The sequence below is a fragment of the Sphingomonas sp. 3P27F8 genome, assembly GCF_005502745.1.
Classification (GTDB): Bacteria; Pseudomonadota; Alphaproteobacteria; order Sphingomonadales; family Sphingomonadaceae; genus Sphingomonas.
On record NZ_SCNL01000003.1, the window covers coordinates 235,264 to 259,564 of the forward strand.

The 24,301-nt window shown below is 58.8% G+C and carries 15 protein-coding genes and 1 tRNA gene; 7 read left to right on the top strand and 9 right to left on the bottom strand.

Annotation, left to right across the window (positions count from 1 at the left end):
- Nucleotides 1-30: 30 nt before the first annotated feature.
- The 5 genes from dnaK (at nucleotide 31) to FFS35_RS05830 (ending at nucleotide 5,092) form a co-directional block, all read left to right on the top strand.
- Nucleotides 31-1,947, top strand: coding sequence for a molecular chaperone DnaK (dnaK, locus tag FFS35_RS05810; RefSeq protein WP_137786176.1), 1,917 nt, complete (start codon nucleotides 31-33; stop codon nucleotides 1,945-1,947).
- 119 nt (nucleotides 1,948-2,066) lie between these two features.
- The gene (dnaJ, locus tag FFS35_RS05815) at nucleotides 2,067-3,179 is read left to right on the top strand and encodes a molecular chaperone DnaJ (protein ID WP_137786177.1); all 1,113 of its coding nucleotides are present in this window, start codon (nucleotides 2,067-2,069) and stop codon (nucleotides 3,177-3,179) included.
- 17 nt (nucleotides 3,180-3,196) lie between these two features.
- Nucleotides 3,197-3,574, top strand: coding sequence for a hypothetical protein (locus FFS35_RS05820; protein ID WP_137786178.1), 378 nt, complete (start codon nucleotides 3,197-3,199; stop codon nucleotides 3,572-3,574).
- A gap of 45 nt (nucleotides 3,575-3,619) precedes the next feature.
- Nucleotides 3,620-3,696, top strand: a tRNA-Arg gene (locus tag FFS35_RS05825).
- Nucleotides 3,697-3,835: 139 nt separating this feature from the next.
- Nucleotides 3,836-5,092 carry a site-specific integrase gene (locus tag FFS35_RS05830; protein ID WP_137786179.1) on the top strand — a complete coding sequence of 419 codons (1,257 nt, stop codon included), beginning with the start codon at nucleotides 3,836-3,838 and terminating at the stop codon, nucleotides 5,090-5,092.
- Between the two features lie 75 nt (nucleotides 5,093-5,167).
- Here the strand turns inward: FFS35_RS05830 and FFS35_RS05835 are convergent, their stop codons facing one another.
- From FFS35_RS05835 to FFS35_RS05845, 3 genes are all read right to left on the bottom strand, one after another.
- Entirely contained in the window at nucleotides 5,168-5,842 is a 675-nt protein-coding gene (locus tag FFS35_RS05835; RefSeq protein ID WP_137786180.1) for a PEP-CTERM sorting domain-containing protein, read from the bottom strand.
- Nucleotides 5,843-5,880: 38 nt separating this feature from the next.
- Nucleotides 5,881-6,801, bottom strand: a complete 921-nt coding sequence (locus tag FFS35_RS05840) for a lysozyme inhibitor LprI family protein (RefSeq protein WP_137786181.1) — start codon at nucleotides 6,799-6,801, stop codon at nucleotides 5,881-5,883.
- A gap of 103 nt (nucleotides 6,802-6,904) precedes the next feature.
- A complete protein-coding gene (locus FFS35_RS05845; protein WP_137786182.1) occupies nucleotides 6,905-7,492 on the bottom strand; it encodes a site-specific integrase in 588 nt (195 codons plus the stop codon).
- 227 nt (nucleotides 7,493-7,719) lie between these two features.
- On the opposite strand from FFS35_RS05845, the gene FFS35_RS05850 reads away from it, so the two are divergent.
- A complete protein-coding gene (locus FFS35_RS05850) occupies nucleotides 7,720-8,382 on the top strand; it encodes a Crp/Fnr family transcriptional regulator (RefSeq protein WP_137786183.1) in 663 nt (220 codons plus the stop codon).
- Here FFS35_RS05850 and FFS35_RS05855 read toward each other — a convergent pair.
- The 6 genes from FFS35_RS05855 to FFS35_RS05885 all read right to left on the bottom strand — a co-directional run bounded on the left by FFS35_RS05855 (nucleotide 8,375) and on the right by FFS35_RS05885 (nucleotide 20,899).
- Nucleotides 8,375-9,991 (bottom strand): hypothetical protein, encoded by a 1,617-nt coding sequence (locus FFS35_RS05855; RefSeq protein WP_137786184.1) that lies wholly within the window; start codon nucleotides 9,989-9,991, stop codon nucleotides 8,375-8,377. The genes FFS35_RS05850 and FFS35_RS05855 overlap by 8 nt on opposite strands.
- A gap of 1 nt (nucleotide 9,992) precedes the next feature.
- On the bottom strand, nucleotides 9,993-11,603 hold the full coding sequence (locus FFS35_RS05860; protein ID WP_137786185.1) for a toll/interleukin-1 receptor domain-containing protein: 1,611 nt from the start codon (nucleotides 11,601-11,603) through the stop codon (nucleotides 9,993-9,995).
- A 2,677-nt stretch (nucleotides 11,604-14,280) separates the two neighbouring features.
- Nucleotides 14,281-15,897, bottom strand: coding sequence for an arylsulfatase (locus FFS35_RS05870; protein WP_249341482.1), 1,617 nt, complete (start codon nucleotides 15,895-15,897; stop codon nucleotides 14,281-14,283).
- A gap of 200 nt (nucleotides 15,898-16,097) precedes the next feature.
- A complete protein-coding gene (locus FFS35_RS05875; protein ID WP_137786188.1) occupies nucleotides 16,098-17,039 on the bottom strand; it encodes a TauD/TfdA family dioxygenase in 942 nt (313 codons plus the stop codon).
- A gap of 40 nt (nucleotides 17,040-17,079) precedes the next feature.
- On the bottom strand, nucleotides 17,080-18,480 hold the full coding sequence (locus FFS35_RS05880; RefSeq protein WP_137786189.1) for an MFS transporter: 1,401 nt from the start codon (nucleotides 18,478-18,480) through the stop codon (nucleotides 17,080-17,082).
- A 13-nt stretch (nucleotides 18,481-18,493) separates the two neighbouring features.
- A complete protein-coding gene (locus FFS35_RS05885; RefSeq protein WP_137786190.1) occupies nucleotides 18,494-20,899 on the bottom strand; it encodes a TonB-dependent receptor in 2,406 nt (801 codons plus the stop codon).
- Between the two features lie 673 nt (nucleotides 20,900-21,572).
- Here FFS35_RS05885 and FFS35_RS05890 point away from each other — a divergent pair.
- A complete protein-coding gene (locus FFS35_RS05890; protein ID WP_249341475.1) occupies nucleotides 21,573-24,275 on the top strand; it encodes a DUF3857 domain-containing protein in 2,703 nt (900 codons plus the stop codon).
- The last annotated feature ends 26 nt before the right edge of the window (nucleotides 24,276-24,301 follow it).

The following is a 24,301-nucleotide window of genomic DNA, read 5'->3' on the forward strand; positions in this document are numbered from 1 at the left end:
TAGGTAAATGTAGGGGCTAGAAGAGCACTCATGGCAAAAGTTATCGGTATCGACCTCGGCACCACCAATTCGTGCGTTTCGGTCATGGAGGGCGGCAAGCCCAAGGTGATCGAGAATGCGGAAGGTGCGCGCACCACGCCATCGATCGTCGCCTTCGCCAAGGATGGCGAGCGTCTGGTCGGGCAGCCGGCGAAGCGCCAGGCAGTCACCAACGGCGACAACACCATCTTCGCGGTGAAGCGCCTGATCGGCCGCCGCTTTGACGATCCGGTCACCAAGAAGGATACCGAGCTGGTTCCCTATCACATCGTGAAGGGTTCTAACGGCGACGCGTGGGTGCAGGCCGGCGGCAAGGATTACAGCCCTTCGCAGATCAGCGCCTTCACGCTGCAGAAGATGAAGGAGACCGCCGAGAGCTATCTGGGCGAGACGGTGACGCAGGCGGTCATTACCGTGCCGGCTTATTTCAACGACGCGCAGCGCCAGGCGACCAAGGACGCCGGCCAGATCGCCGGCCTCGAGGTGCTCCGCATCATCAACGAGCCGACCGCGGCGGCGCTCGCCTACGGGCTGGAGAAGCAGGACGGCAAGACGATCGCGGTCTACGATCTTGGCGGCGGCACGTTTGACGTCTCGATCCTCGAGATCGGCGATGGCGTGTTCGAGGTGAAGGCGACCAATGGCGATACCTTCCTGGGTGGTGAGGATTTCGACAGCAAGATCGTCGAATACCTGGCCGAGGGCTTCAAGAAGGACGAGGGCATCGACCTCACGAAGGACAAGCTCGCGCTCCAGCGTCTGAAGGAAGCGGCCGAAAAGGCGAAGATCGAGCTGTCGTCGGCGCAGTCGACCGAGGTGAACCTGCCGTTCATCACCGCCGACCAGAACGGCCCGAAGCATCTCGTCCGCACGATCACCCGCGCCGATCTGGAGCGGCTGGTCGAGGATCTCATCAAGCGCACGCTTGAGCCGTGCCGCAAAGCGCTGGCCGATGCCGGCATGAAGGCGGACGAGATCGCGGACGTCGTGCTCGTCGGCGGGATGACCCGCATGCCCCGCGTCCGCGAGGTCGTGAAGCAGTTCTTCGGCAAGGAGCCCCACACCGGCGTGAACCCGGATGAGGTCGTCGCGATGGGCGCCGCCATTCAGGCCGGCGTGCTGCAGGGCGACGTGAAGGACGTGCTGCTGCTCGATGTCACCCCGCTGTCGCTGGGTATCGAAACGCTGGGCGGCGTGTTCACCCGGATGATCGATCGCAACACGACGATCCCGACGAAGAAGTCGCAGACCTATTCCACGGCCGACGACAATCAGGGCGCCGTCACGATCCGCGTGTTCCAGGGTGAGCGCGAGATGGCGGCGGACAACAAGCTGCTCGGCCAGTTCGATCTGGTGGGCATCCCCCCCGCCCCGCGCGGCGTGCCGCAGATCGAGGTGACGTTCGATATCGACGCGAACGGCATCGTCAACGTCTCCGCGAAGGACAAGGGCACCGGCAAGGAGCAGCAGATCCGCATCCAGGCTTCGGGCGGCCTCAGCGACGCCGACATCGATCAGATGGTGCGCGACGCCGAGCAGTTCGCCGAGGAGGACAAGAAGCGCAAGGCGGCGGCCGAGGCGAAGAACAACGCCGAAAGCCTGATCCACACCACCGAACGTCAGCTTGCCGACAATGGCGACAAGGTCGACGAGGCGCTGAAGTCCGAGATCCAGGCCGGTATCGATGCGGCCAAGTCTGCGGTCGAAAGTGGTGACGTGGACGCGATGAACGAGAAGAGCCAGGCGCTTGCGCAGGTGGCGATGAAGCTCGGCCAGGCGATCTACGAAAAGCAGCAGCAGGCGGAAGCCTCACCGGCTGGCGCGGGTGCCGAGACTGCCGGCGCGCATGCCGGTGGCGAGGAAGTGGTCGACGCCGAATTCTCGGAAGTGGACGACAACAAGGCGTAAGTAGACGTGATCCGCGATCGTCATGCCGGCTCGCGCCGGTATCCCGGGCAGCTTTACCAGCCCGAGGCCCCGGTACCGCCCGGGGCGACGATCGGCGGATTACGCGGCGGGGGCCGTAAATGACCGAAGTTGATTTCTACGAATTGCTTGAGATCGATCGCAGCGCCGATGCTGCGACGATCAAGTCGGCCTATCGGAAGCTGGCGATGAAATATCACCCTGACAAGAATGACGGGTGCAAGGATCACGAGGCGAAGTTCAAGGCGGTCAGCGAAGCCTATGATTGTCTGAAGGATCCGCAGAAGCGCGCGGCTTATGATCGGTTCGGCCATGCCGCTTTCCAGAACGGCGGCGGCGGCGGGGCGCAGGATTTCGGCGGCTTCTCCGATATCTTCGAGAGCGTGTTCGGCGAGTTCATGGGCGGCGCGCGCGGCGGCCGCAACCAGCCGCGCCGTGGCGCGGATCTGCGCTACGACATGGAGATCACGCTCGAGGAAGCCTATCACGGCAAGACGGCCGAGATCACGATCGACGTCACCGCCTCATGCGAAAGCTGTCATGGCACGGGCGCGAAACCCGGCACCCACGCGCATACCTGCTCCACCTGCGCCGGACACGGCAAGGTGCGGGCGCAGCAGGGCTTCTTCGTGGTCGAGCGCGCCTGTCCGGTTTGCAGCGGATCGGGGCAGGTGATCGACGATCCGTGCCGCGATTGCCGTGGTGACGGGCGGGTCGAGCGTACCAAGACGCTGAGCGTCACCATCCCGGCCGGCGTGGACGAAGGCACCCGCGTGCGCATGACCGGCGAGGGCGAAGCCGGTCCGCGCGGCGCGGCGGCCGGCGATCTCTACATCTTCCTTCATCTCAAGCGTCACGCGATCTTCGAGCGCGAGGGCACGACGCTGTTCGCGCGCGCGCCGATCAGCTTTACCACCGCGGCGCTGGGCGGCACGCTTTCCATCCCCGGCCTCGACGGGCAGACTCACGAGTTGAAGATTCCGGTTGGCATCCAGTCCGGCAAGCAGCTTCGGCAGCGCGGTGCCGGCATGCCGGTGTTGCAGGGGCGCGGGCATGGCGATCTCGTGATCCAGATCGACGTGGAAACCCCGACCCGCCTTTCCACCCGCCAGCGCGAGCTGCTGGAAATGTTCCGCGAAACCGAAACCGGCGACGAATGCCCGGAAACGCAGGGCTTTTTTGCGCGGCTCAAGAATGCCTTTGCGGGGGATTGATCCGAAGGAGAACGATCATGCGTATTCTGTTGCCGGCCGCCATCGCCTTCGCCGCGCTCGCCTCGCCCGGGGCGGCGCGCGATCGCAATGCGGTGCCCGACGCGGTGGCGGACGGCAAGCCGCAGAGCTGCGTGCCGATCACCCAGCTTCGGGAGAGCCTGGTCCGCAACGATCGCGTGATCGATTTCCGCCTTTCCGGCGATCGCTATTACCGCGTCACCCTGCCGCAATCCTGCCCCGGGCTCGGCTCGGAACGGCGCTTCGCCTATCAGACGTCGCTGAGCCAGCTGTGCTCCACCGACATCATCACCGTGCTGTACACCTCGCCGGTAATGCGTGGCGCAAGTTGCGGCCTGGGTGAATTTCAGCCGGTGAGGATACCGAAGAAACGATAACCCTCTGGCATTCCTTCGCGGGCGCTGCTAGGCGCGCCACACCACGCACCCATAGCTCAGCTGGATAGAGCGCTGCCCTCCGAAGGCAGAGGCCAGAGGTTCGAATCCTCTTGGGTGCGCCATTTTCCATAATAAATTCAATGACGTACAAGGTCGCCGATTGCGAGAATCGGTGATTTTCGCCCTCAACAAAACGTTAACAAATTCCAGTTGGAAGCGAATCGGCCCGACTATATTAAATTTGAGGATGGAGGGCCTCGAATGGCGAATGAAGTTGAGGAGCGAATCGACGTTCGTGGAGACGGACGCATCATCCTCTACAAGCGACCAAATCTCAAAAAACCTAAGTGGCAGGCGCGCATCAGCGTCCCCAATGCCACGGGCTATAAAATCGTCACGACCAAGACCGCGGATAAACGCGAGGCAGAGCGGTTCGCCCTCGACCTATACGAAGAGCTCTACATGCAGGTGAAGGCGGGTGGCTCGCTACAGAGCCGCACGTTCAAGCAGGTCTACCAAGAATGGAAAGCCCAAGTCGCATCAACCGGCACAACCCGAAACAACGGGTCATGGGCCTCCACCATCGAGCGAATTGAGAGCTATGCCCTCAAGTATTTCGGCTCAAAGCGGATGGACGCGATAAATAGCAGCGACTTTTCAAGTTACTGGGCTTGGAGAGAGACGAACTTCGATAGAAAGCTCCCCTCACCAGCCACGCTGAAACGGGAATGCACCAGTATTATTCCAATTTTTAAGCACGCCCTTGACAAGGGATACATAACGTCGATCCCTAAGACGAATACTCCGAAATCAAAAGACCAACGCCGTCCGACATTTTCTGTCCAAGAGTGGAAAAAAATTAGAGATTGTTCTACGGGATGGGTGAATGAGTCCCATGGTTTGGCAACCTGGCGGGACCGTTTTATGGCTCGGCACTGTTTCTTGATACTGGCGTATACCGGATTAAGGATTGGAGAACTTCGTAACTTAAGATGGAGAGATATATCCTCTGTTTCAAAGAGCGACGAAGATGGGAATATCCAAAAGTATTATATCGGCTATGCCTCTGGAAAAACAGGCCCTAGAGAGTTTGTGTTTCAACCCGGCGTCGAGGTGAGTTTGAAAAAGATTTACGCTCTAAGGTGCCGAGAAATTTCTCATGATCTAGAAGACGAGAATAAATCGTCTCCAAATCCTGATGAATTTATTTTCTGCCATCGCGATGGAAAATCAATAAACGATTATGGAAATTCATTTAAATCTTTGCTGAAGTTTTGCGAGATACCCGCCGAAAAAGACGGAAGGAGGAGAACAATTTACTCCCTAAGGCATTACTACGCAACCTACCGCCTCTCGCGGGAAACGAGCCCATTTTTGCTCGCAAAGCAGATGGGGACATCGATAGAAATGCTAGAGAAGTTCTACGGACAAGTTGTGAGCAGCAAAGTAGCCAAAGAAATCACGGGATCAAAAGCATCCAGCATAATCGTTAAGGGTGATATTGAATTTCCATTCTAGCATATTCGCTAAATATTTATCTACTTCCTTCTGCTTGGAAGTTTACGTTCTCCGCAAACTTCCAAGCAACGGAGATCATGAGTATGATACAGCTCTTCTCGGATGACGGCGAAGCGAATACCCAACAAAGAAGAAACCCGCAATCAACATAAACCAGATCGACGGTTCCGGCACAGCTCCGGTAAGTCGCTGAAGGCTTACATTGGCTATGTCAACCACGGTCCCGGGCTTGTTCACGGAATCGAACAAAAGTGGCTCGGGAAAGTTATATGAGTTTGAAAAATATAGCTCGTTTATGCTGAATGAAGGATCATTGACGGTGAAGTCGATCTGATATTTTCCAAAACCGTCTTGAATTGGAAGGTACAATTCTTTTCCAAGACCTAAGGAGTGAATCGTGGAATACGCGGTTCCTCCCGCTTGCTGCACGGCTACAACCAAAGCAGCCAAAGTAGCAGATTCATTTTTGGCGAAGAATGTGAGTTGATAGTCTCCATTCGTTAGCGGCGAGAAGCGTTGAAATAGATCGCCGCCGACAGGAATAGCTGCGTAATTTCCGGGCAACCCATCCGGCGCACTTGCGCGTACAATTCCCGCATTTGTCCAATCGGACCAAGGCGAAGGATTCGAGCCAACGCCGATGCCATTCTGAAACGTTCCATCTCGAACTATCTCGGTTGCCTCCGCCGGCGAGGAAACGCCCGCCAACAACGCAGCGCCGATTAAGAGATTGGACAAAAATTTCTTCATCATATTCTCCTTCCAGAAAGTGGTGTTGTGCTTTGAATTTATTGCGGAATGTCGGTGGTGGCAGCAGCGCCGTCGCGGAATTGGCCCAGCCAGTTGATGCGATCCCGAGTCGTTCTAGTGTCGCAAACGAGCCTAGCCGTTTCACGCTCGACTGGATCGACGGCCGCGGAAGCCGACTCGACGCCGCAGTCCGCGTCTTTCTTGCGAATCCAAGCTTTCTGCGCTGGCAGTATTCGGACCCTCGTCTCTGACCCGATTCCCTTCCAAGCAGCCGCGATAGTTTGCACGGCAAGCTGATTTTCCGCCTTTGCCGCTTCAAGACTAGCGTTGTGCTGTTCAGCTAACGCGCTACTCTGGGCCTCTGCCTGAGCACGGGTCTGCTCATCCTCCTGACGCTTAGCATTTTCTATCGAGGTAAGCGCTAATCCGTAAGATATTACGCTTGATACAAAGTTAAACATTTCCTTGCCGGTCTCCACTTCGGCAAAAACTTTCTTACCATCGTCCGTCGGCTGAACATTAAAATCAATGACGCTCTTGAATTTGTTTCCTACGTGCTCGACGTTGTTAACGCTGGCCAGCTCAGAAACTGATGAAAATCCGGAGGCATCTCTGGCTTTGTCCGCATCTGAGATAAGCCTAGGCGTAAAACCGACTACGAGCGAGGCGGTGCAGAACTTCTTGGTCGAATTTGGATCCTCCTTCGAGGTCCTTATATCTTCAAGATTTACGACAAGCGCACTGATCACGGCGCGAATTTTTGACAGACCGACTTGTGGGGCTCCCTCTTCCCCATCTTTATTTTTAAGATTCTCGACTGAATTCTTCTCGAATTGCTCCTTGACGAGCCCGACGACCGAAGCCTGTGCCGCTTCTGAGGTGCAATCTACTGGCTCACGACCGCAGCTGGCGAGCATCGCAGCCGCAATAAGCGCTCCCCCTGCCCTTACCTTCTTCACATCACCGCTCCTCTTTCGATCCAAAGTAGGTCCGAGAATCGTCTTTCTCGTGAATTCTTATTACTAATCCCGGCATTAGTTGTTTCGTTCTTCGAAACTAATACTATAGTGAGTCAATAACTTTGCGCATAGCATCGCTGTTCTGCTCGATGTATCGCTGAGTCATTGCTAGTGACCTATGCCTGGCGAGCGATTGAACATCACGAAGGCTTCCACCAAATTTTCCTATATTTCTGGCAGCGTTAGTTATGAATGTTCGTCGACCTGAATGGCTCGAACATCCGTCAAATCCCAGTCGCCTATACCAGTCGGCGAACAAATTAACGATGACTTGCGCGGAGGTGACTGTCGCCCGTTCGGTTATAATAATTCTATCTTGGCATTCTGGTGCATTCGTAATTTCACGCCAATTCTTGAGCGCTTGCCGGAGTTCGCGCGATATCGGGATTGTCCCACCACCATTATTGCCCTTGGCCGCCGTATTCGTGAGGCTAATCACGTCGGCCAGCCCACCTTCAGCATCCGTGACCATGCCCCATGTGAGGGCCGCAATTTCCTTCGCCCTCAAACCGGCCCGCAGCGACAGAAGGACGACGACCCGATTTCGTTCAGGCGATCGCGTTTGCTCCACGAATGTAGCCAATGTCGCTTGCTGAGCCTTCGTTAGTACCTTTGCCTGCTTGGTCAGCATCGTAAACTCGTTATATTTCCATAAGAATCTGTTATTACATAATTATTTTGTTTTAGGGCTCGCCACAACCGGAGAAATGGGCGGCGCATTTCAATGGGTTATTGGCACTCGTTATGCTTTAATGTTTCTATAATGAGCGGCAGCTATAGGGTGCCCGCCATCCAAAAAGTGCGCCGCATGTTACACTTGCCGCTTTTAAATTTGGTCTTGGTGGATAGGGTGCAGGTATGACGAACGGTGAGGATTGCGCGACGATACGGGCGAGCTTCCGATGCGATGCACCGGTGGCAGAGAGCATCTTGCTCAAATCCCGGAAGGCGCGCCATCGGCGACGTGCCGTTCTGTATTCATCGTCGGCGGATGAGAAAGACGCCCTAGTGCTACTGCAGGGCTCGGCTCATGAAATGGCCTATGGTCGCTCAGGGCAATCGCTCAAGATCGACCAATTCTCGAAAGGCGATCTTTTCGGTGACTTCATTGATGGCAACCAAGACACCGCCACGGAGGTGATCGGCCAGACCGAGACGCGCACCGCTGCACTCTCTCCTGCCAGTTTAAACGGATTTATGGAATGCCACCCCTGTGTAGCCCATGCCGTTCTGCACCACACATTCCGCCAATATTCCAAGCTGAAATCGCTCGTAGTTGACGGCCTGCTCCTCTCCGGCACTGGCCGCATCTGCGCTGAGATTTTGCGACTTTGCGACGCCAGCGAGGATGGGGTGATTCGTCCCTCGCCGGTTGTCAGCCGATTAGCCTTGCAGCTAAATCTCTCAAGAGGCACGGCCTCTCGCACACTATCGAACCTCGAGAAGAAGGGTATTATCGAATGGACGGCGGAGGGACTTAAAGTTGTTTCCCGTCACCGCTTGGAAGAGATGATCATCTAATAGAAGTCAAAGCAAACAACGACTCTTCATCTGGATCCTGATAATCAATTGGTTCCACAGAAAAATGAATCGTTTGGTCAACGGCCAGCGCCGCAACAAAGGATTGATCAACGACGAAAGTATCCGGACTTCCAAATCTTTCGTACCCTAGAGAAGAAATGGATTTCCCAAGCTTGTAAGAATTCATCGCGCCTGAGATGTTATCTATATTCCATTGAACTACCCCATAATCACCTCTGATCGAAAAAAACACACCAGCAATTTCCGCTAGAGACTTAATCTCTGATCCAGCAATCACAGCCTCCGCAGGAGTAATATAAGAAAGTTTCCAACCTCCATCATGCGATATGTAGTGAAGCGGGGGATGCAGCTCAACGCATTTAATGATGATATTCTCGATCTCTTCTACGAGAAAAATTTCGTCTTCGGCACTGAAACCGTTAGCATCCAGCTTGATATTCAAAGTCGCGAGACATTCCCTGTCTGGGAGGACAGCGATCGGGTCTCTCGCATAAGTTTTCCTACCATCGCGCTTCGCGACGTAGACATGCTGGTCCCAATTCTCCTTCGGCCAGCGTAGCGCCAGATTTGCGGTATGCGCGCCCCCGCCCTTTTCATCAAAAACAACATACTGCGAAGCACGGCCAGCAAGCAGCTTGGCATTTAGAATGGCGCTCCCCATGCCGACCTCACCCGCCAGTTGGGTCGCGGATGCGTCGTGCAATCCAGCTACGCGGGTCAACGTCACCACAGATGCAGCGCGCGCGAGCGCACTCTCGAAACGTCGCAACCAATCCTGGCCAAAAACCTCAACCGATTGTCGGCCAAAGATATCTACCGCCGTCGGAAGAATCACATGAAGCTTCGCACCGAAATCGAGAGCACGCTCTGCGAAGATGAGGTCCGCCCCCGCAGCAAGCGCACCATAGGCAAAGCCGACTCGCTGCCTCGTGAGAAAGGCCTCAACATCGCCGGCTAAAGCATGCTCCGCATCTTTTCCGGAGAGAAAGCCCATGTGACCGACGAAGTGCACGCTCGAAGGGGGGCGAAATGGCTCTAGCCACTCCTGCTTCGCGCCGAGCGCCAAGCAAATTCGGGAAAGGCGCTTCAACGTACCTGCTCGGTCTTCAAAATTCTCGCAGGAATAATTCGCCGCGTCACGCATAGCGCGCTCAGCACAATCAAGATCGCCGACAATAAGAGAAGACTCGGCGCGAGTGGCAGCGACGTGATACGCTGTTTCTGCAAAATTATCCTGATTGCTCAGGCGATCCAGCACCTCACGCGCGCATTTCTGCGCCCCTTCGATGTCACCTGACAGCAATGAGTAAGTAGCGACGTTATTTCGTAGCCAAGGCGCACCTTGAATCCGATCAGCGCAGTCAAAAGCGTGCGCGGCCTCTCCAAAGACTACCCGTTGCGTTTCGCCGGAACTTCGAAAAGCCCTCTCCGCAAGCAATCTTCCCTTTACTGCAAGAGCGGCAGAATCGCACTGCAGATCGAGATATCCACTCTCTTCGAACAAATGCCATGCGCGCTCTAACGCACCCGCCTTTGCGAGAGAAGAAATGTAAGAAAGGGGACACAATCTACCCACGTCTTTCGTCACCTCACATTTCAGACAGTAAACTATCAGTCTCTTTCTTGTACTTCTTCCACTGAATATTTCTCGGTTCGATCGCAATCATCTTGTTTATATTTTCAAGGGCGATCCTTGCATGACCGATCGCTCGCGATCTATTCCCAATGGCAAAAAAATATTCTGACATTGATTGCTCTGAATGCCATTTCGCTCTTAGAGAGACGACGTCGTGATCAGAATACACGCGATCGGCTAGCACAGAAGCTTTCATCAAAACCTCGTATGCTTTATCGTACCGCCCCGATTGAATGTAATGTAGCCCGATCCATACAAAATCCTCTGAAAGATATGAAAAGTTGTGGGCGTCTCCAGGATGCCTATTGTAAATATCTTCTTCATAACTAGTAACTTTTACGTCGCAAAATCTTTCACCAATCTTATATGATCGATCTACGACAGAAAGTCGACATAAGAGAATTTTACTAGCAGCTTCTTCTAGCCACCATTTTTCTGATCCAGGGTCGATCGCAACGAGCACCTGCGCGAGTCTCGCATATTCCTCCCAATAAGCCCCCGCCGCCGAGTACCGCCGTTGGAGAAAATTTACATGCCCAACGGCATAATTACTTTGAGCGAGAACATATATATGGCGAGCGTTTTTCTTGTCATAATCAAAATTTCTTTTCGATTCTCTAAGAGAGAACTCGGCAATATCTAGCGCCTTACGCAAGTTTCCTTTATCTTCTTCATCTTGAACAAAATACTGCAATATCCGAGTACGAAGATCTTTTTCTGTATCGGTCAATTCAGATTGATCTTGCTCCTGAAAGTAGGCAAGAGTTCTTCTATTGACCTCGTCCATAATGGAAAGTTGGCCTGTACCGTATAAGTTTTCGCGGAGGTCTTTCAGGTTGTACTCGACCAAACTCTCCGCTTTTTCACGTTGACGCTCCGCTTGATGCTGAGCGCGCACCGCCATAATCATCAAGCTGGTAGCCAGTAACACGAGTGAAAATGCGAAAACTGTGACCCACATCACACGCCGCAACTTTCGCTTCGCGTCGCGCTGGATTAGCGAATCTAGCGGTATGCAGGCCAAACCGGCAACCAGCTTCAATAACGCGAGGCGCCGACCATCCCCGCCCTCTCGGAAATCAGCCGCTATAGGCTCGTAGCCCGGAGCCTTAAGGGCGGTGGGAAAGGCGCTCTCAGAAGTCCCTTGCACTAACGCCACCAAAATCGGCCTTCGGGGGTGAAGGGATCGAAAAATCTCAATTTCCTTCGCAACCCATTTGCTGGCTTTCGCGGCGGGTGACGCCACAACGATCAACGCCTGCGAGTTGGCCAAGGCCTCTTCGATGTGCCTCGACAGCGAGCCACCCGCAGCGAGATCGCTTCGGTCTAAGAAAATCGGAGAGAGACGAGAAATACCTCCCGATAGACGGGCTGATTTTGGAATCTTGTAGGTTTCAAGATCGTGATGCAGCCTGTTTGCGAAAGCAGCATCTGAGCGGCTGTAGCTTATAAAAGATTGATATTTCTTATTATTGTTAGTCTCAAACGCAGTTGCCCCATTCCCAAGCATATGCAGCTTCGTCGCCCCGTTATGAGTCAATGTCAGCCCGACGAAAACACGCATAGCCAAGCTTGGCGACTGTCGCCATCTCAGATTAAAAGCCGGATTGCTGTCGGCAAATGGTTCGACGACGACGTCTGGAGAACTTTGAATCAAGAAATTTTATTACGGCACTTCCCATCAAGGTCGAACATCGTCGCTGGATCTGATTGATTAGAGGCATCTCGACTGAGTGATTTCGATGCAACAAAGTAAGTCAATATCCCATGAAGATTCTTGGTACATTTACAGAATCATCTTCTGTACAAAAGTTTCTTTATTAGTATAGAATTTCTTTCTCGGTATTTAGATACAGCTACGCATTAAAGGCAACCAACAAGCAGCCAATTTACGATCTATGAAACTAAGACAAGCGATGGGTTTATACCTTCTTTCACTTAATCTTTCGGTTGATACTATTTATTTAGGCCTATTGGCTGCTTAGCCAACTTGACTGCCATTCGAATGCCAAATCGTAGAACGGCTTGTCTTTCGACTTACTTATATAGTCCAGCCATCCACTTGCGTCACAAGGGTCAACCTGAGTCTGGCCATACCCCCAGTGCGTTTCCAACCAGAGGTCGCGAACGAGTTGGGCAAGCAGCTGTGTACTTACATCCGCAGGCGCCTCTAGGAGCAGGTGGTAGTGCGCCCGCTTCTCTGAACCACCCTCTCGAACGGAAAGCACCTGAAGCCGCTGCCCGCGCCTTATAAGAGCCCTCCCATAAAGGCGCCGTTCAAGCTTGCGTAGAAAGTGATTGAGATTTTGACATGCCCTTTCGGGAGACAGATATTGATAGCTATCATCATCTGCTTTTATCGCTTGCTTCATCGTTAATGTAACGGCAAACGCATTCGTCCACGATTTCGTCAGAACCCAATCATTAGTCGATGACCTTAGTCTAAAAACTTCTTTTTTATTCACTACATTTTTCTTGAGTTGAATCTATACAGGCATAGCAAAATATGGCTCTTGCCAAAGCAAGAACCATTGAAGCTATTTATAATTTTTGGCTTGAAGCGCATGCCGATTGAAATAAGGAAATGCGCATAGGTTATTAACGTGGTACGTGATGACTAGGTGTTGAACTCCACTTTTATTTAAAATTTTTGCAAATAGCGACCTCCATTATTATCAAAATCGTTCACTTATGTAAAGGTCCTTCGCGAGGTTCTACGCGGTACATGTGCACGCGACGACCCTAGACACAGGTGGCGGAGCATTCCCCAATCACCGTGCACCGATAATTGCGAGGCAATTCCGGGCTTTAGGCGATTCTCCCTAAACCTCAGACCACGAAAGGGTCACGCACATGGGTCCGATCGGGGCTCGCTCTATCTGAAAGGTCCAGAAGCGAAGTATGGCACAGCAATCGACAGCCCCGAGCGCCCGCCTCCGCCGTCGCTCTGCTGAGGTGGGAGAGTTCGACCCGAATCGGCAGATCAAGCGCTTCGGAGTTGCCACCGTAATGAGCCCCTAGGCCTCCATCGCAGCGACCTTGGACAAGGTTTTTGCACATCGCCCAGATGCCCGCCCCGTTATTCAACGGCAACTCGCGTGGATCGGGGATCTGTCTCGATAGGCAGCTTCTGGGGGTATGATGGTCGCGACAAAGCGGCAGAAGCGTGTCGATACCTGGCGAAGGGGAAGGTCGAGTCGCTCGCGCTATTGAATCAGGCCGTGCAGGCAGATCGAGTTTGAGGCCGCCGCCACGAGGGAAGGCGAGTCCCAACGATGGAGCCTAATCGACATCCCTCCCGCAGAGGTTTTATCGTTCATGGCGATGACAAAGGCGCAAGAGAGGCCGCGCAATAGATCGGAACGTGATCATGCGCGGCCAACGAGCGCACCGGCCCACCCGTCGCTAAATCATTTAATTTAGATCAGAAATAATCTATGTACGTGCTTGAGGGGCTGGGCCAGTTGGTTCGAAGCACTATCTCAATCCGTGCGACGAAACCGGCGTCTGCGGCGGCACCTCGGCCCGTGTAGCCATTGCCCGCATTCCACGTTTCAAGCCTAAAAGCCAAGTCCGCAATTTCTTGGTTGCCGACTATGTCCGAAAGATAGGCCATCCCATCCTTAGTGACGCGAAGCTGCCTAGCGCAGCTATCGTCCTTGGACGATAACAGCCTCGCCACGTCATCCGCGGTGTATGGTTGATTCAAATCGAGTCTCACGGACTCCCCTTCCCTCACAGACAACCCGCGGCGTCATAGCCTCATTTCACGCGACGGCAATGAAGACCAGAAAGCGATGCAGCGATGCCGGCCCGAACGATGGAATTGCCGCATTTCCGACCACCTCAAGCGACTCGGGCGACTCTATCTGCAGCCGAGAAAGCCTCCAGACGAGGCTCTCCATTTTTAACAAAAGCAAAACAAAAAAATTCTATGCCTATAACCGATTGATTTATTACATATAATTTCATACTGTTTTGCTCTCCGAAGGCAGAGGCCAGAGGTTCGAATCCTCTTGGGTGCGCCACAATCTCCGCCGTTTTCGACCATCGATACTCGCGATCGAATCGATGACGCTCCTGCAAATCCCGTGCATGGGGGCGTGCGGCTCAGCGGCCGAACATCGCCACTGGTTGCGGGTGCTCGCCCGTGAGATACTCCACGCACGAACGCCGCTGACATTACCGCCCTGTCCACCGCGAGCTTCTGGCCGCGCCGGCCGCCATCGCCAGCGCGCGGATCACGGGTAAGTCGGCGGGATCGAGGGCAGGATCACGCCGACCTGCTTGCCATAGCCGTCCCACGCCGCCGTCAAGGCGGCAAGACGCTTCGGCTCGGCCTTGGCGAGATCCCGTGTCTCACCCGGATCGTCGGCGAGGTTGAACAGCCGCCACCCGTTGCCGAGATCGACCGCCTTCCAGTCGCCCTGCCGGATAGCGCGGCGGCCGAACAATTCGCTGCCGACCTGTTCGTCGGCTGCATGCACCCGCTCGGTCGCACCGGTCAGATACGGTGTCCAGCTCAGCCCGCGCACCGGCTGGACCGTGCGCCCGGCATAACTCGACCCGCGCCACTGCCCGCCCGCCGCCTCCACCAGCGTCGGCACCACATCCATCACCGTGCCATAGACGCCGGAAACGCCATTTCGGCCGCCGGGCCAGTTTATGAACGCCGCGACGCGCGTACCGCCCTCGGTCGTGTAACCCTTGTAGAGCCACGACGGCGCGGTCGCCGCCTGTGCCCAGCCAGGCCCATAGCCGATATAGGACGTCGGCCTGCCGTAATTCTCCACCCGGTTGTCCGCCGCCTTGACGCGCTGCGACAGGCCGGGGATTTCGGCGCGGGCCACGTCCAGCCCCTCCGCGCCATTGTCGGCGGTGAAAAGGATGATCGTATTGTCATATTGCCCGGTCGCCTTGAGATGCGCGATCACGTGGCCGACGTTCTGGTCCATCCGATCGACCATCGCGGCATAGACCTCCATCGCGCGGCTTTGCGCGCGGCGTTCCTCGGGCGAGAGATCGGCCCAGCGCTTCGCTCCCTTGGCGAACACCACGTCATGCGCGACGACGCTTTGGGGAATCAGCCCGAGCGCCTTCTGTCTCGCGAGCCGCTGGTCGCGCAACACCTCGAAGCCGGCGTCGTATTTGCCCTTGTAGCGCGCGATATCCTCATCCGGTGCCTGCAACGGCCAGTGCGGCGCGGTGAAGGTCAGATAGGCGAAGAACGGCTTGGCCTTGTCCGCCTTGTCGAGGAACTCGATAAGCTTGGACGCATAAGTGTCGGACGAATAGAAGTTGGCGGGGAGCGCGGCCAGTTGCTTCCCATTCTCCCAATAGGTCGTGCCAAGATCGCCGGGCTTTTTGGATATGTCGACCCCGTAATGGTTGCCGCCGCCCTGCGCGAGGTCGAAGCTCTGGTCGAAGCCGTGCCGCGCGGGGCTGTCCTCCGCCCGGACGCCGAGATGCCATTTACCCGCCATCAGCGTGGCATAATCCAGATCGTGCAGCCGATCGGCCAGCGTTACGATGTCGGCGGGCAGATACCCCTCATAGCCGCGCTGACCGCGCTGGTTGGGGGCGGTCAGTTCGGCCATGTTGCCTAGGCCAGCGAGGTGATTGTCGGTGCCGGACAGCAGCATCGAGCGGGTCGGAGAACAGGTCGGCGCTGCATGAAAGCCGGTCAGCTTCAACCCGCGCGCGGCAAGCGCATCGAGGTTGGGCGTGGCGATTTCCCCACCGAACGCACCGATATCGGAATAGCCGAGATCGTCCGCGACGATGATGAGGATATTTGGCTTGCGCGCCGCCGCGGGTGTCTCGGCCTTGGCGGGCGCGGTCGCTGGGGTCGCGAGCAGCGGGGCGAGCGGCGTGAGCAAGGCCGCGCCGAGGAGGAGGAAATGGTACTTGTTCACTGCATTGCTCCGACTGTCGTGCATATTCCGTCACCCGGTCTCGCCAATGGTCCATCGCGCCGCCTGCTTGGCGCCCGATATCGCGCGTCGGGCCAAGCCGCCCGCTGGACCCCGGCACGCGGCCGGGGTGACGGTGCTTGAGGCTATTCGGCGGCGGTCAGGTCCGGCTGCGGCTCGGGTTTGAGCGCGCGGCTGTTCGATCCGTCCACGCCGACCGGCACTTGCCCCGCGATGGTCGCGCGACGAAGCTGGCGGCGCTGTTTGCCGAAATCGGCGATGGCGCGGTGCTGCGTCGCGCGATTGTCCCAGATCGCCACATCGCCCGGTGCCCAGCGCCAGCGCACGGTGTTCTCCGCCTTGGTGATATGATCCTGCAGCAAGGTGAAGATGCGCGCGGAGTCGTCGCGGTTCAGCCCGACGAACGACTTTACGAAATTGCCCAGCAGCAGCACCCTCTCACCCGTTTCGGGATGGACGTGGACCACCGGATGCTCAGTCTCGTACACGGTGGACGCGAACACTTCGCGGTGCCGCCGGATCTGCTCGCTCGACGCCTCGGGGCGGGCGGCGGCATAGTCATAGGCGTTGGTATGTATCGCGCGCAGCCGCTCGGCCAGCGCCTTGAGCGGGACGGGGAGATCGGCATAGGCGGCCGCACCATTGGCCCATAGCGTGTCGCCGCCGGTTGGCGGAATCACCAGCGCGCGCAGGATCGAAGCTTCGGGGAAGGCCGGCAGGAAGGTGATGTCGGTGTGCCAGGCCGACGCCGCCTCGCCTTCCTTCGAATCCAGTTCGAGCAGGAAGCGCGATCCTTCCGCGACCGGCACGGTCGGGTGCGCCAGCGGGTGGCCGAGCAGGCCGGCGAATTCCTCGTGGCTTTCATCGGTAAGCTGCGTCTGGTTGCGAAAGAAGATCACCTTGTGCCGAACCAAAGCGGCGCGGATCGCGGCGATCGTTTCCGGCTCCAGGTCGCCGCCGAGCTTCACGCCGCGGATTTCGGCACCGATGCGACCGGCGACGGGGACGATTTCGAGCGGGCTGTCGGCATCCTGGACGTTGTCAAAATGATGGATCAGGGCAGTCATGATACTTCTCCTTCTGCTTCGCGTGTCGGGGGGGAGGAATTCAGGGGGAACTGGCGGCACGCGTGTCGAGCGCGCGGCGGATGTCGGCATGGGCGGCCTCGTCGAGCGGGAAGCGCCAGATGATCGACGCGGCGATGACGTGCGCGAGCGCCGGGCCGAGCGCGAACACGTATTTCAGCGCCTCCAGCGCTTGCGGCGCGCTGTGCCCCTTGGGCTGGAACCCGAGCCACGCGACCAGCGGCAGCGCGAGGCCGATGCCGATCGCCGGCCCGACCTTCTGGGTCAGGCTGAACACCGAGAAGAACAGGCCGGTGCGGTTGTGCCCGGTATCCAGTTCATGCGCATCGGCGACATCGGCGACCATCGCGCGCAGCATCAGATTGCCCGAACCCTGTGTCAGCCCCTGAGCGGCGGCGAGCGCGATCAGCAGCCACAACATGCCCGGGAACACCGCGATAAGGCCAACATTGATCGCTGCTTGTGCCAGTTCGCCCACAATCGCGGTCTGGCGTTTCCCGTACCGCCGGCCAATCGCCAACCAGATCGGCCCCGCCGCCACGCCGAACACAAATTGCAGCAAATACAGTCCGCTGGCCCATGCGGGCAGGCCCATATAATTGACCGCGAAGAACACGATCAGGCCGGCACGGATCGACTGGCCGGCCGTCACCACCGTGTCCGACGCGAGCACGCGCAGCAGCAGCCGGTCGCGGAAGATGAGCGTGGCGGTCGCCCAGAAGCGCGCGCGCGGCAGGCGCTGCGCCGGGCGTGGCGGCTCTGGGAACGCGAACAGCGTCAGCAATAGCGTCGGCACCAGCGTCACCAGAATAAAGCCGCCCGCGACATGCAGCTTCAACGCGACATCGGCGGGGCGGAATTGCTCGAGCAGCGTCGGCAGGATCAACGTCAGCACCAGCCCGATCGCGCGCATCGTCGACTGGTAGGTCACGACGCGGGTGCGTTCGTGATACTCGCCGGACAGCTCCCCTGCCCAGGCGGAAAAGGGGATCTCGATCATCGTCCAGCCCGAGTAAAACAGGAACAGCACCAGTCCGAGATAGAGCGGTGACACCGTTCCCGGCGGGAAGAACAGCAGCGCCGATCCCAGCCCGAACAGCAGGCCACCCACCGCGATCCACGGGCGCCTGCGGCCGAAGCGGCTGCGCGTGCGATCGCTCAACGCGCCGACGATCGGGTCGCTCGCAACGTCCCAGAAGCGTCCGACGAAGAACACCAGCCCGATGATGCCGAGCGACAGGCCGTAATGCGTCGCGTAGAGTTGCGGCACGAACAGCACGAGCGGCAGGCCCGCCCCCGCGACCGGGACGGCGAGCGAGCCGAAGGCGAGCAGCCGCCAGCCGTCGCGCTGGCCGGTTCGCTCCTGCCTCGGTGTCGCTGGAGCCGCCGGCGCAACGGGCGCGGAATAGGGAATGCTGGCCATTGCCGCTCGCTCCTCAGAACTTGACCCGGAAGGTGCCGCCAAAGGTGCGCGGGTCGCCCAGCGTGGCGGTGACGAGGCCGTAATTGAGCACGCTCAGGGTCTGGTAGTAATCACGATCGAACAGGTTCCGCGCCCATATCGACACGTCGTATCTGCCGTGATCGAAGCGCACGCCGAGGCGCGCATTGACCACGCCGTAAGACGGCACCAGCCCGTATCGGCTGTTGCTAGCGACGGTGTAGTAAGACGAGCGGTACGACCAGTCTGCATGGGCATAGCCCTCGACCCCGTCGCGCAACGGCACGGATCCGTCGCCGCCCAGCGCCGCCGACCATTTCGGTACGCCAGCGAGCGGCTGGCCCGTCATGTTCTGCACCGCGCCGCGATTGAGATTCTCGACCGGCGCGGGGCCGTTGGGATAATCGGTATAGATCGCATCGGTATAAGCGAGCGATCCGGTGAGGCCGAGGTGCGGCGCCACCTGCCACGCGACATCGCCTTCGAACCCGCGCGAGCGCACTTTGGGAATGTTGGCGATATAGTTGATATAGGTATTGGTGCCGATCAGCTGTTGCACGATCGTCGTCTGATAGTTCGCGACGGTGGTGGAATAGGCCGCGAGGTTGAGCGTCACCGCGCGATCGAAGAATTGCGACTTCACGCCCAGCTCGAAATTGTCGACCCGCTCCGGCGCGACGATCGGCGACACGCCTGCGGGGATGGTCGTGAGGTTGAGCCCCTGCGATTTGCTGCCACGCGAATAGGTCGCGTAGAGCAACACGTCCTTGCCCGGCTTCCAGCCCAGCGTGGCGAGCCCCGACAGGCTGTCATTCCTGGTCGAGACGTTGAACGACGTGGCCGGAGCCAGGCTCGCGCGGATCGCGGCGACGCGCGCGGTCTGCGTCGCATTGAGCCCGGTGGTTGGCAGCGCGAACAGGATCTGGTTGCTGTACCCGCCCCATTTGTCCTCATGCGTGAAGCGCAGTCCGGTCGTCAGGGTCAGCGCCGGCGTGATGTGCCACACCGTCTGCCCGAAGGCGGCGAAGCTGCGCGTGTGCGGGTCGGATCGTCCTTGCGACAGCAACCCGTTGGTGGCGATGTTCGCGACCCCGCCCGCAAGGTCAGCCGGGAACAGATAGCTTGCCGCATCCGGCCCGAACTGCGCGGTCGAGACACCACGCACCTTCTGGAAGAAGTAATAGAGCCCGGCGACGTAATCGACCGTGTTGGTGCCGTTCGAGGCGATGCGCAGTTCCTGGCTGAACTGGCGCTGGAAATTGTTGATATGGCCTTGCAGATTGACCGCCAGCGCCGTGTAATCGCCGTCGTTTAGCGGAAACCAGTTCCAGTTGCGCAATGCCGTGATCGAGGTGATCGTCGCCCTGCCGAGATCGTAATTGACCTCACCCGACACCCCCCAGGTATTCATGTTCGCCTGAAACGGCGAATTGGCGTCGGTCCGCCGCGAAAAGGGTGCGAACGGCAGCGGTGTGTAGCCGGCCCGCGCGATGCGGCTGGCGAAGTTGTTGGCGATGGCCGCGCCATTGTCGTAATTGTTGAAACTGCCGACCAGCACGTTGATGCAGCAATTCTGGTCCTGCTTGCCCCAGTCGCCGATCAGCCGGATGCTGAGCCCGCTCGCCGGCGTCAGCAGCAACCGCCCGCGCAGCGTGATATTGCGATAATCGTGGACGTCGCGCTTGGTCGTCGTGTCGTACAGGAAACCGCTGCGATCGGTATAGGCGCCGCTCAGCCGGAACGCGGCAAGGCCGTCCTTGATCGGCCCGGTCAGCGACCCGCGAAGCTGCTTGAAATCGTAATTGCCGAGATCGGCCTGCCCCTCGAAGCCCCAGTCGAACCTGGGTAGCTTCGAGCTGATGTTGATCGCGCCCGCCGTGGTGTTCTTGCCAAACAGCGTGCCCTGCGGCCCGCGCAGCACTTCCACCCGGTCGAGATCGACCAGGTCGAACTGGCTCTGCCCGACGCGCCCGTAATAGACGTTGTCGATATAGATGCCTACGCCGTTCTCGAGTCCGTCGTTGGTGAGCGCGACATTCGAGCCGAGACCGCGAATGTTGATGTTGGTGTTGCGCGGGTTGAAGCTGAACACTTGCAGCGAGGGCACCAGCTGCTGGACCTGGTCGAGCCGGAAATCCCCGCGCGCGGCGAGTTGCTCATTACCGACGACGCTAAGCGCAATCGGCACGTCCTGCGCGCGCTCCTCGCGCCGGCGCGCGGTGACGACGACGTCGAGCGATGCGTCGTCGGCGGCATCGACGGGCGCGGCCTCGGGCGAAGCGGCCGGCGTGGCGCTGGCCAGCGCGACCGGCGCGGCGACTTGCGCGGCGGCTGGCGGTGCCAGCAATGCCAGCGGCGCGGCCCCGGCAAGAAACGTCAAACGTACACAGGCATGCGTCATCGCTGCCCTTCCCCTTATGTTATGGAAGAAACGGAGTGAGGTCGTGGATCGCCAGGCGCCGGGCGCACCCCTCCCTTGCCGCCGACCGCCTCGAAACGGGGCGACAGGGCAAGCCAGTCCGTTGTGTCAAACGACGCGCGGACCGGTTACGATCGGTATCGGGCGGTCAGGGCCCTAGCGGCGACAGGTCGCCCGGGTCGGTTCATGGAGACAACAGCAACACATCATCGCGGGGCTCCTCAGATCGCAGAATCGCGCCGGATCACAGCTTCGCCGGCAACCATGATATTCCTATCGAGTTGATATGGATTCGCCAGTATAGTTCGACTTGCAGAGGTCAAAGCGCGGCTAGGCGCGAAAGGTCAGCCTGCCCTTTGTACGGTCCCGCCGATCGTGGCTGGCGCACAAAAGACAGCAACCCGGCTTGTCGGTCAGATCGGCAGCCAACGGGGATAGCGGTTTTCGCCCGATGATATCGTGCTTAACGGCATTTCCACGTGCGTCTCAATCCTTTAGCATTTATCGATCACGTGGGGTTGGCAGGCGGGCGGGGGAAATGCGGCTTTTTGCGATCGGTTTGACAGCTTCGTTCGCTTGCGCGGCCGTGACGCCGTGCGTGGCCAGCGACACGCCTCTTTATCAGCCTGCCCCGGCCTGGGTCGTCGCTGCGACCATGCCCGATACCGCAAAGATCGATTCCGATGCGGCGCCGGTCGTGATCTACGATACGCAGCAACGCATCGAAAACGGCCAGCTCTGGTCTTACCTCGATGTCGCGACGCGGATCGCGTCTCCAGAAATGCTGGCGCAGGCAACATCGCTGACGTTGCCATGGTCCCCGGACAAGGGCGACCTCATCGTTCATGAGCTTTCCATCTGGCGCACGGGCCAGCGGATCGACGTGTTGGCGAAGGGACAGAAATTTGTCGTGCTGCGCCGCGAGCAATTGCTGGAGCAGCAGGAACTCACCGGCATTCTCACGGCAACGCTCGCGGTCGAAGGGTTGCAGGTCGGCGATATCTTGCGCCTCCGCGCCTCGACTACGCTGAAGGACGCCGCGCTGGGCGGGCACGTCCAGAATGTCGTGTCGCTGCCCGCCCTGCCCGCTCGTGTCGGCTTCGCCCGCGAGCGGGTTTCGTGGCCCACGGCGGCCCCACCAAAGTGGAAGCTGCTCGCCGAAGGCGTGAAGGTCGCGCCGGTGCGTAATGGCGGCGACACGCTGTTGCAGTTGACCCTGCCCGTGCCCAAGCAGGTCGAGATGCCGGAGAATGCCCCCGGTCGCTATCGCCATCCACCGCTGCTGGAACTGTCGACATTCTCGGATTGGGCGGATGTCTCGAGGACGTTCGCGCCACTTTATGGCGCCGACAGCACGGCAATCGCCCCCGGTTCCGCGCTGGCGGGCGAGGTGGAAGCGATCATGAAGGCCGATCCCTCCAGGGTCGGGCGGGCCCAGCGCGCGCTGGAACTCGTGCAGGACAAGATCCGCTATCTGGCGGTCGGCATGGACGGCGGGAATTATGTCCCGCAGAAGCCCGCGCGCACATGGGAAGTCCGTTACGGGGACTGCAAGGCCAAGACGGCGCTGCTGCTGGCGTTGCTGCGCGCAATGGGAATCGAGGCCGAGCCGGTTCTTGCCTCGGCTGGAGGAACCGGCGATTTCGTGCCGGAGCGATTGCCCAGCGCAGCGGCGTTCAACCACGTTTTCGTCAAGGCGACCATCGATGGTCAAACCCTGTGGCTGGACGGCACGGGTTCGGGCTCGCGGCTCGCCGACATTCACGACACGCCGGCCCTTGGATATGTGTTGCCGGTGCGCACCGAGGGCGCGGCACCCATCAGGATCGAAAATCACGCCAACGCGCGCCCGGTCATCGACTTGACCATAGACGCTGACGAGACCGCCAGCGTCGATATTCCAAGTGCGTTCGAAGCGACAGCGATCGTTCGGGGGCAGCCAGCGCTCCTGCTGACGTTGGCAAAGAGCCAGTTGGGCGCGAAGGATCAACGCGGTGCCGTTGACCGGGTCCTGCAAAACCTGGTCGGCGAAGGGCAGTTCTCTGATACGTCGATCACCCCGGATCCCGTCACCGGCACGGTAACGGTGAAGGGGCGCGGTGTGACGACCACGTCCTGGATCACCGACGACCGGCGACGCAAGCGCGCGGTCGCCCGGTTGCTGGCGCAGTTCAGCTTCGATCCGGATCGTAGCAAGGCGAACTGGGCGTCCGTTCCGGTAGCGGGCGGCCCGCCTGCGGGGATGCGCTACCGGCTCCGGCTTCGCCTGCCGGAAAAGGGCCGCGGGTTCACGCTGGAGGGAGAGCCCGGTTTCAAAGGCCATATCGCGGGACACGATATCACGCGCGAGACGCACCTGGCAGACGGCGTTTTGACGCTCGACGAACGGATCGATGCGGTCGGTGAAGAAATTGCGGCGGGGCAGATTCCCGCTGAGCGCGACGCCCTTGCAACCGCGAAGGCGCGGGCGCCCCGGATCGTCGCGCCCGCCGACACGCGGCGTCGCTGGGACCTTTCGTCGGGCGATCCTGCCGGCGCGACGCAGATCGCGGCAGTCGAGGCGATCTTCGCCAAAGCGATCGCGCAAGCCGATTCCGATGAGGCCTCCGGTTACATTAGCCGAGCGTCGCTCCGTATCGCCATCGCGGATCGGCGCGGTGCGGTAGCCGATCTCACTCGCGCGATCACGATCGCGCCATCGGTCGAGCTGTATCTCCAACGTTCGAACACATTCTATGATCTCGGCGATATGGCCGCCGCGCTCGCGGATGCGGAATCGGCGCGCGCGCTCGATCCCTCGTCGATGGATGCGACGGGGCGGGTCAGCGAGATCAAGGCCGAACGCGGCGATCTCGTCGGCGCGCTGGCCTTGATCGATCAACGCATCGCGCTGGGCGGCAATCTGCGCAACAGCTATCGCGAGCTGCGGGCGCAATTGCTGGGTGAATATGGCAGCGCGGCCGAATCGCTCGCCCTTTACGACAGCCTGATCGCGGACAAGCCGGGGTCGCCGTCGCTGATGAACGCGCGGTGCTGGGTAAAGGGCACGCGGCAAGTGATGCTCGACACCGCGTTGAAGGATTGCACCGCCGCCATCGAACTCGCCAACGACACGACGGGCGCGCTCGACAGCCGCGCGCTGGTCTGGTTTCGCCTGGGGAAATATCAGGAAGCGCTGACCGATCTCGACGCCGCACTGGCCGCCTCGCCCGATCAGCCGGAGAGTCGCTTCATGCGCGCCATCGTGTTGGCGAAGCTCCATCGGGAGCCGGAGGCCGCAAGGGAACTCGCGATCGCGCGACGCCTCCTGCCGCGTATCGACAAGCAATATGCGCGCTATGGAATCACGCCATCCTGACGGGCGATCGCGAGCGGCGCTTGCCG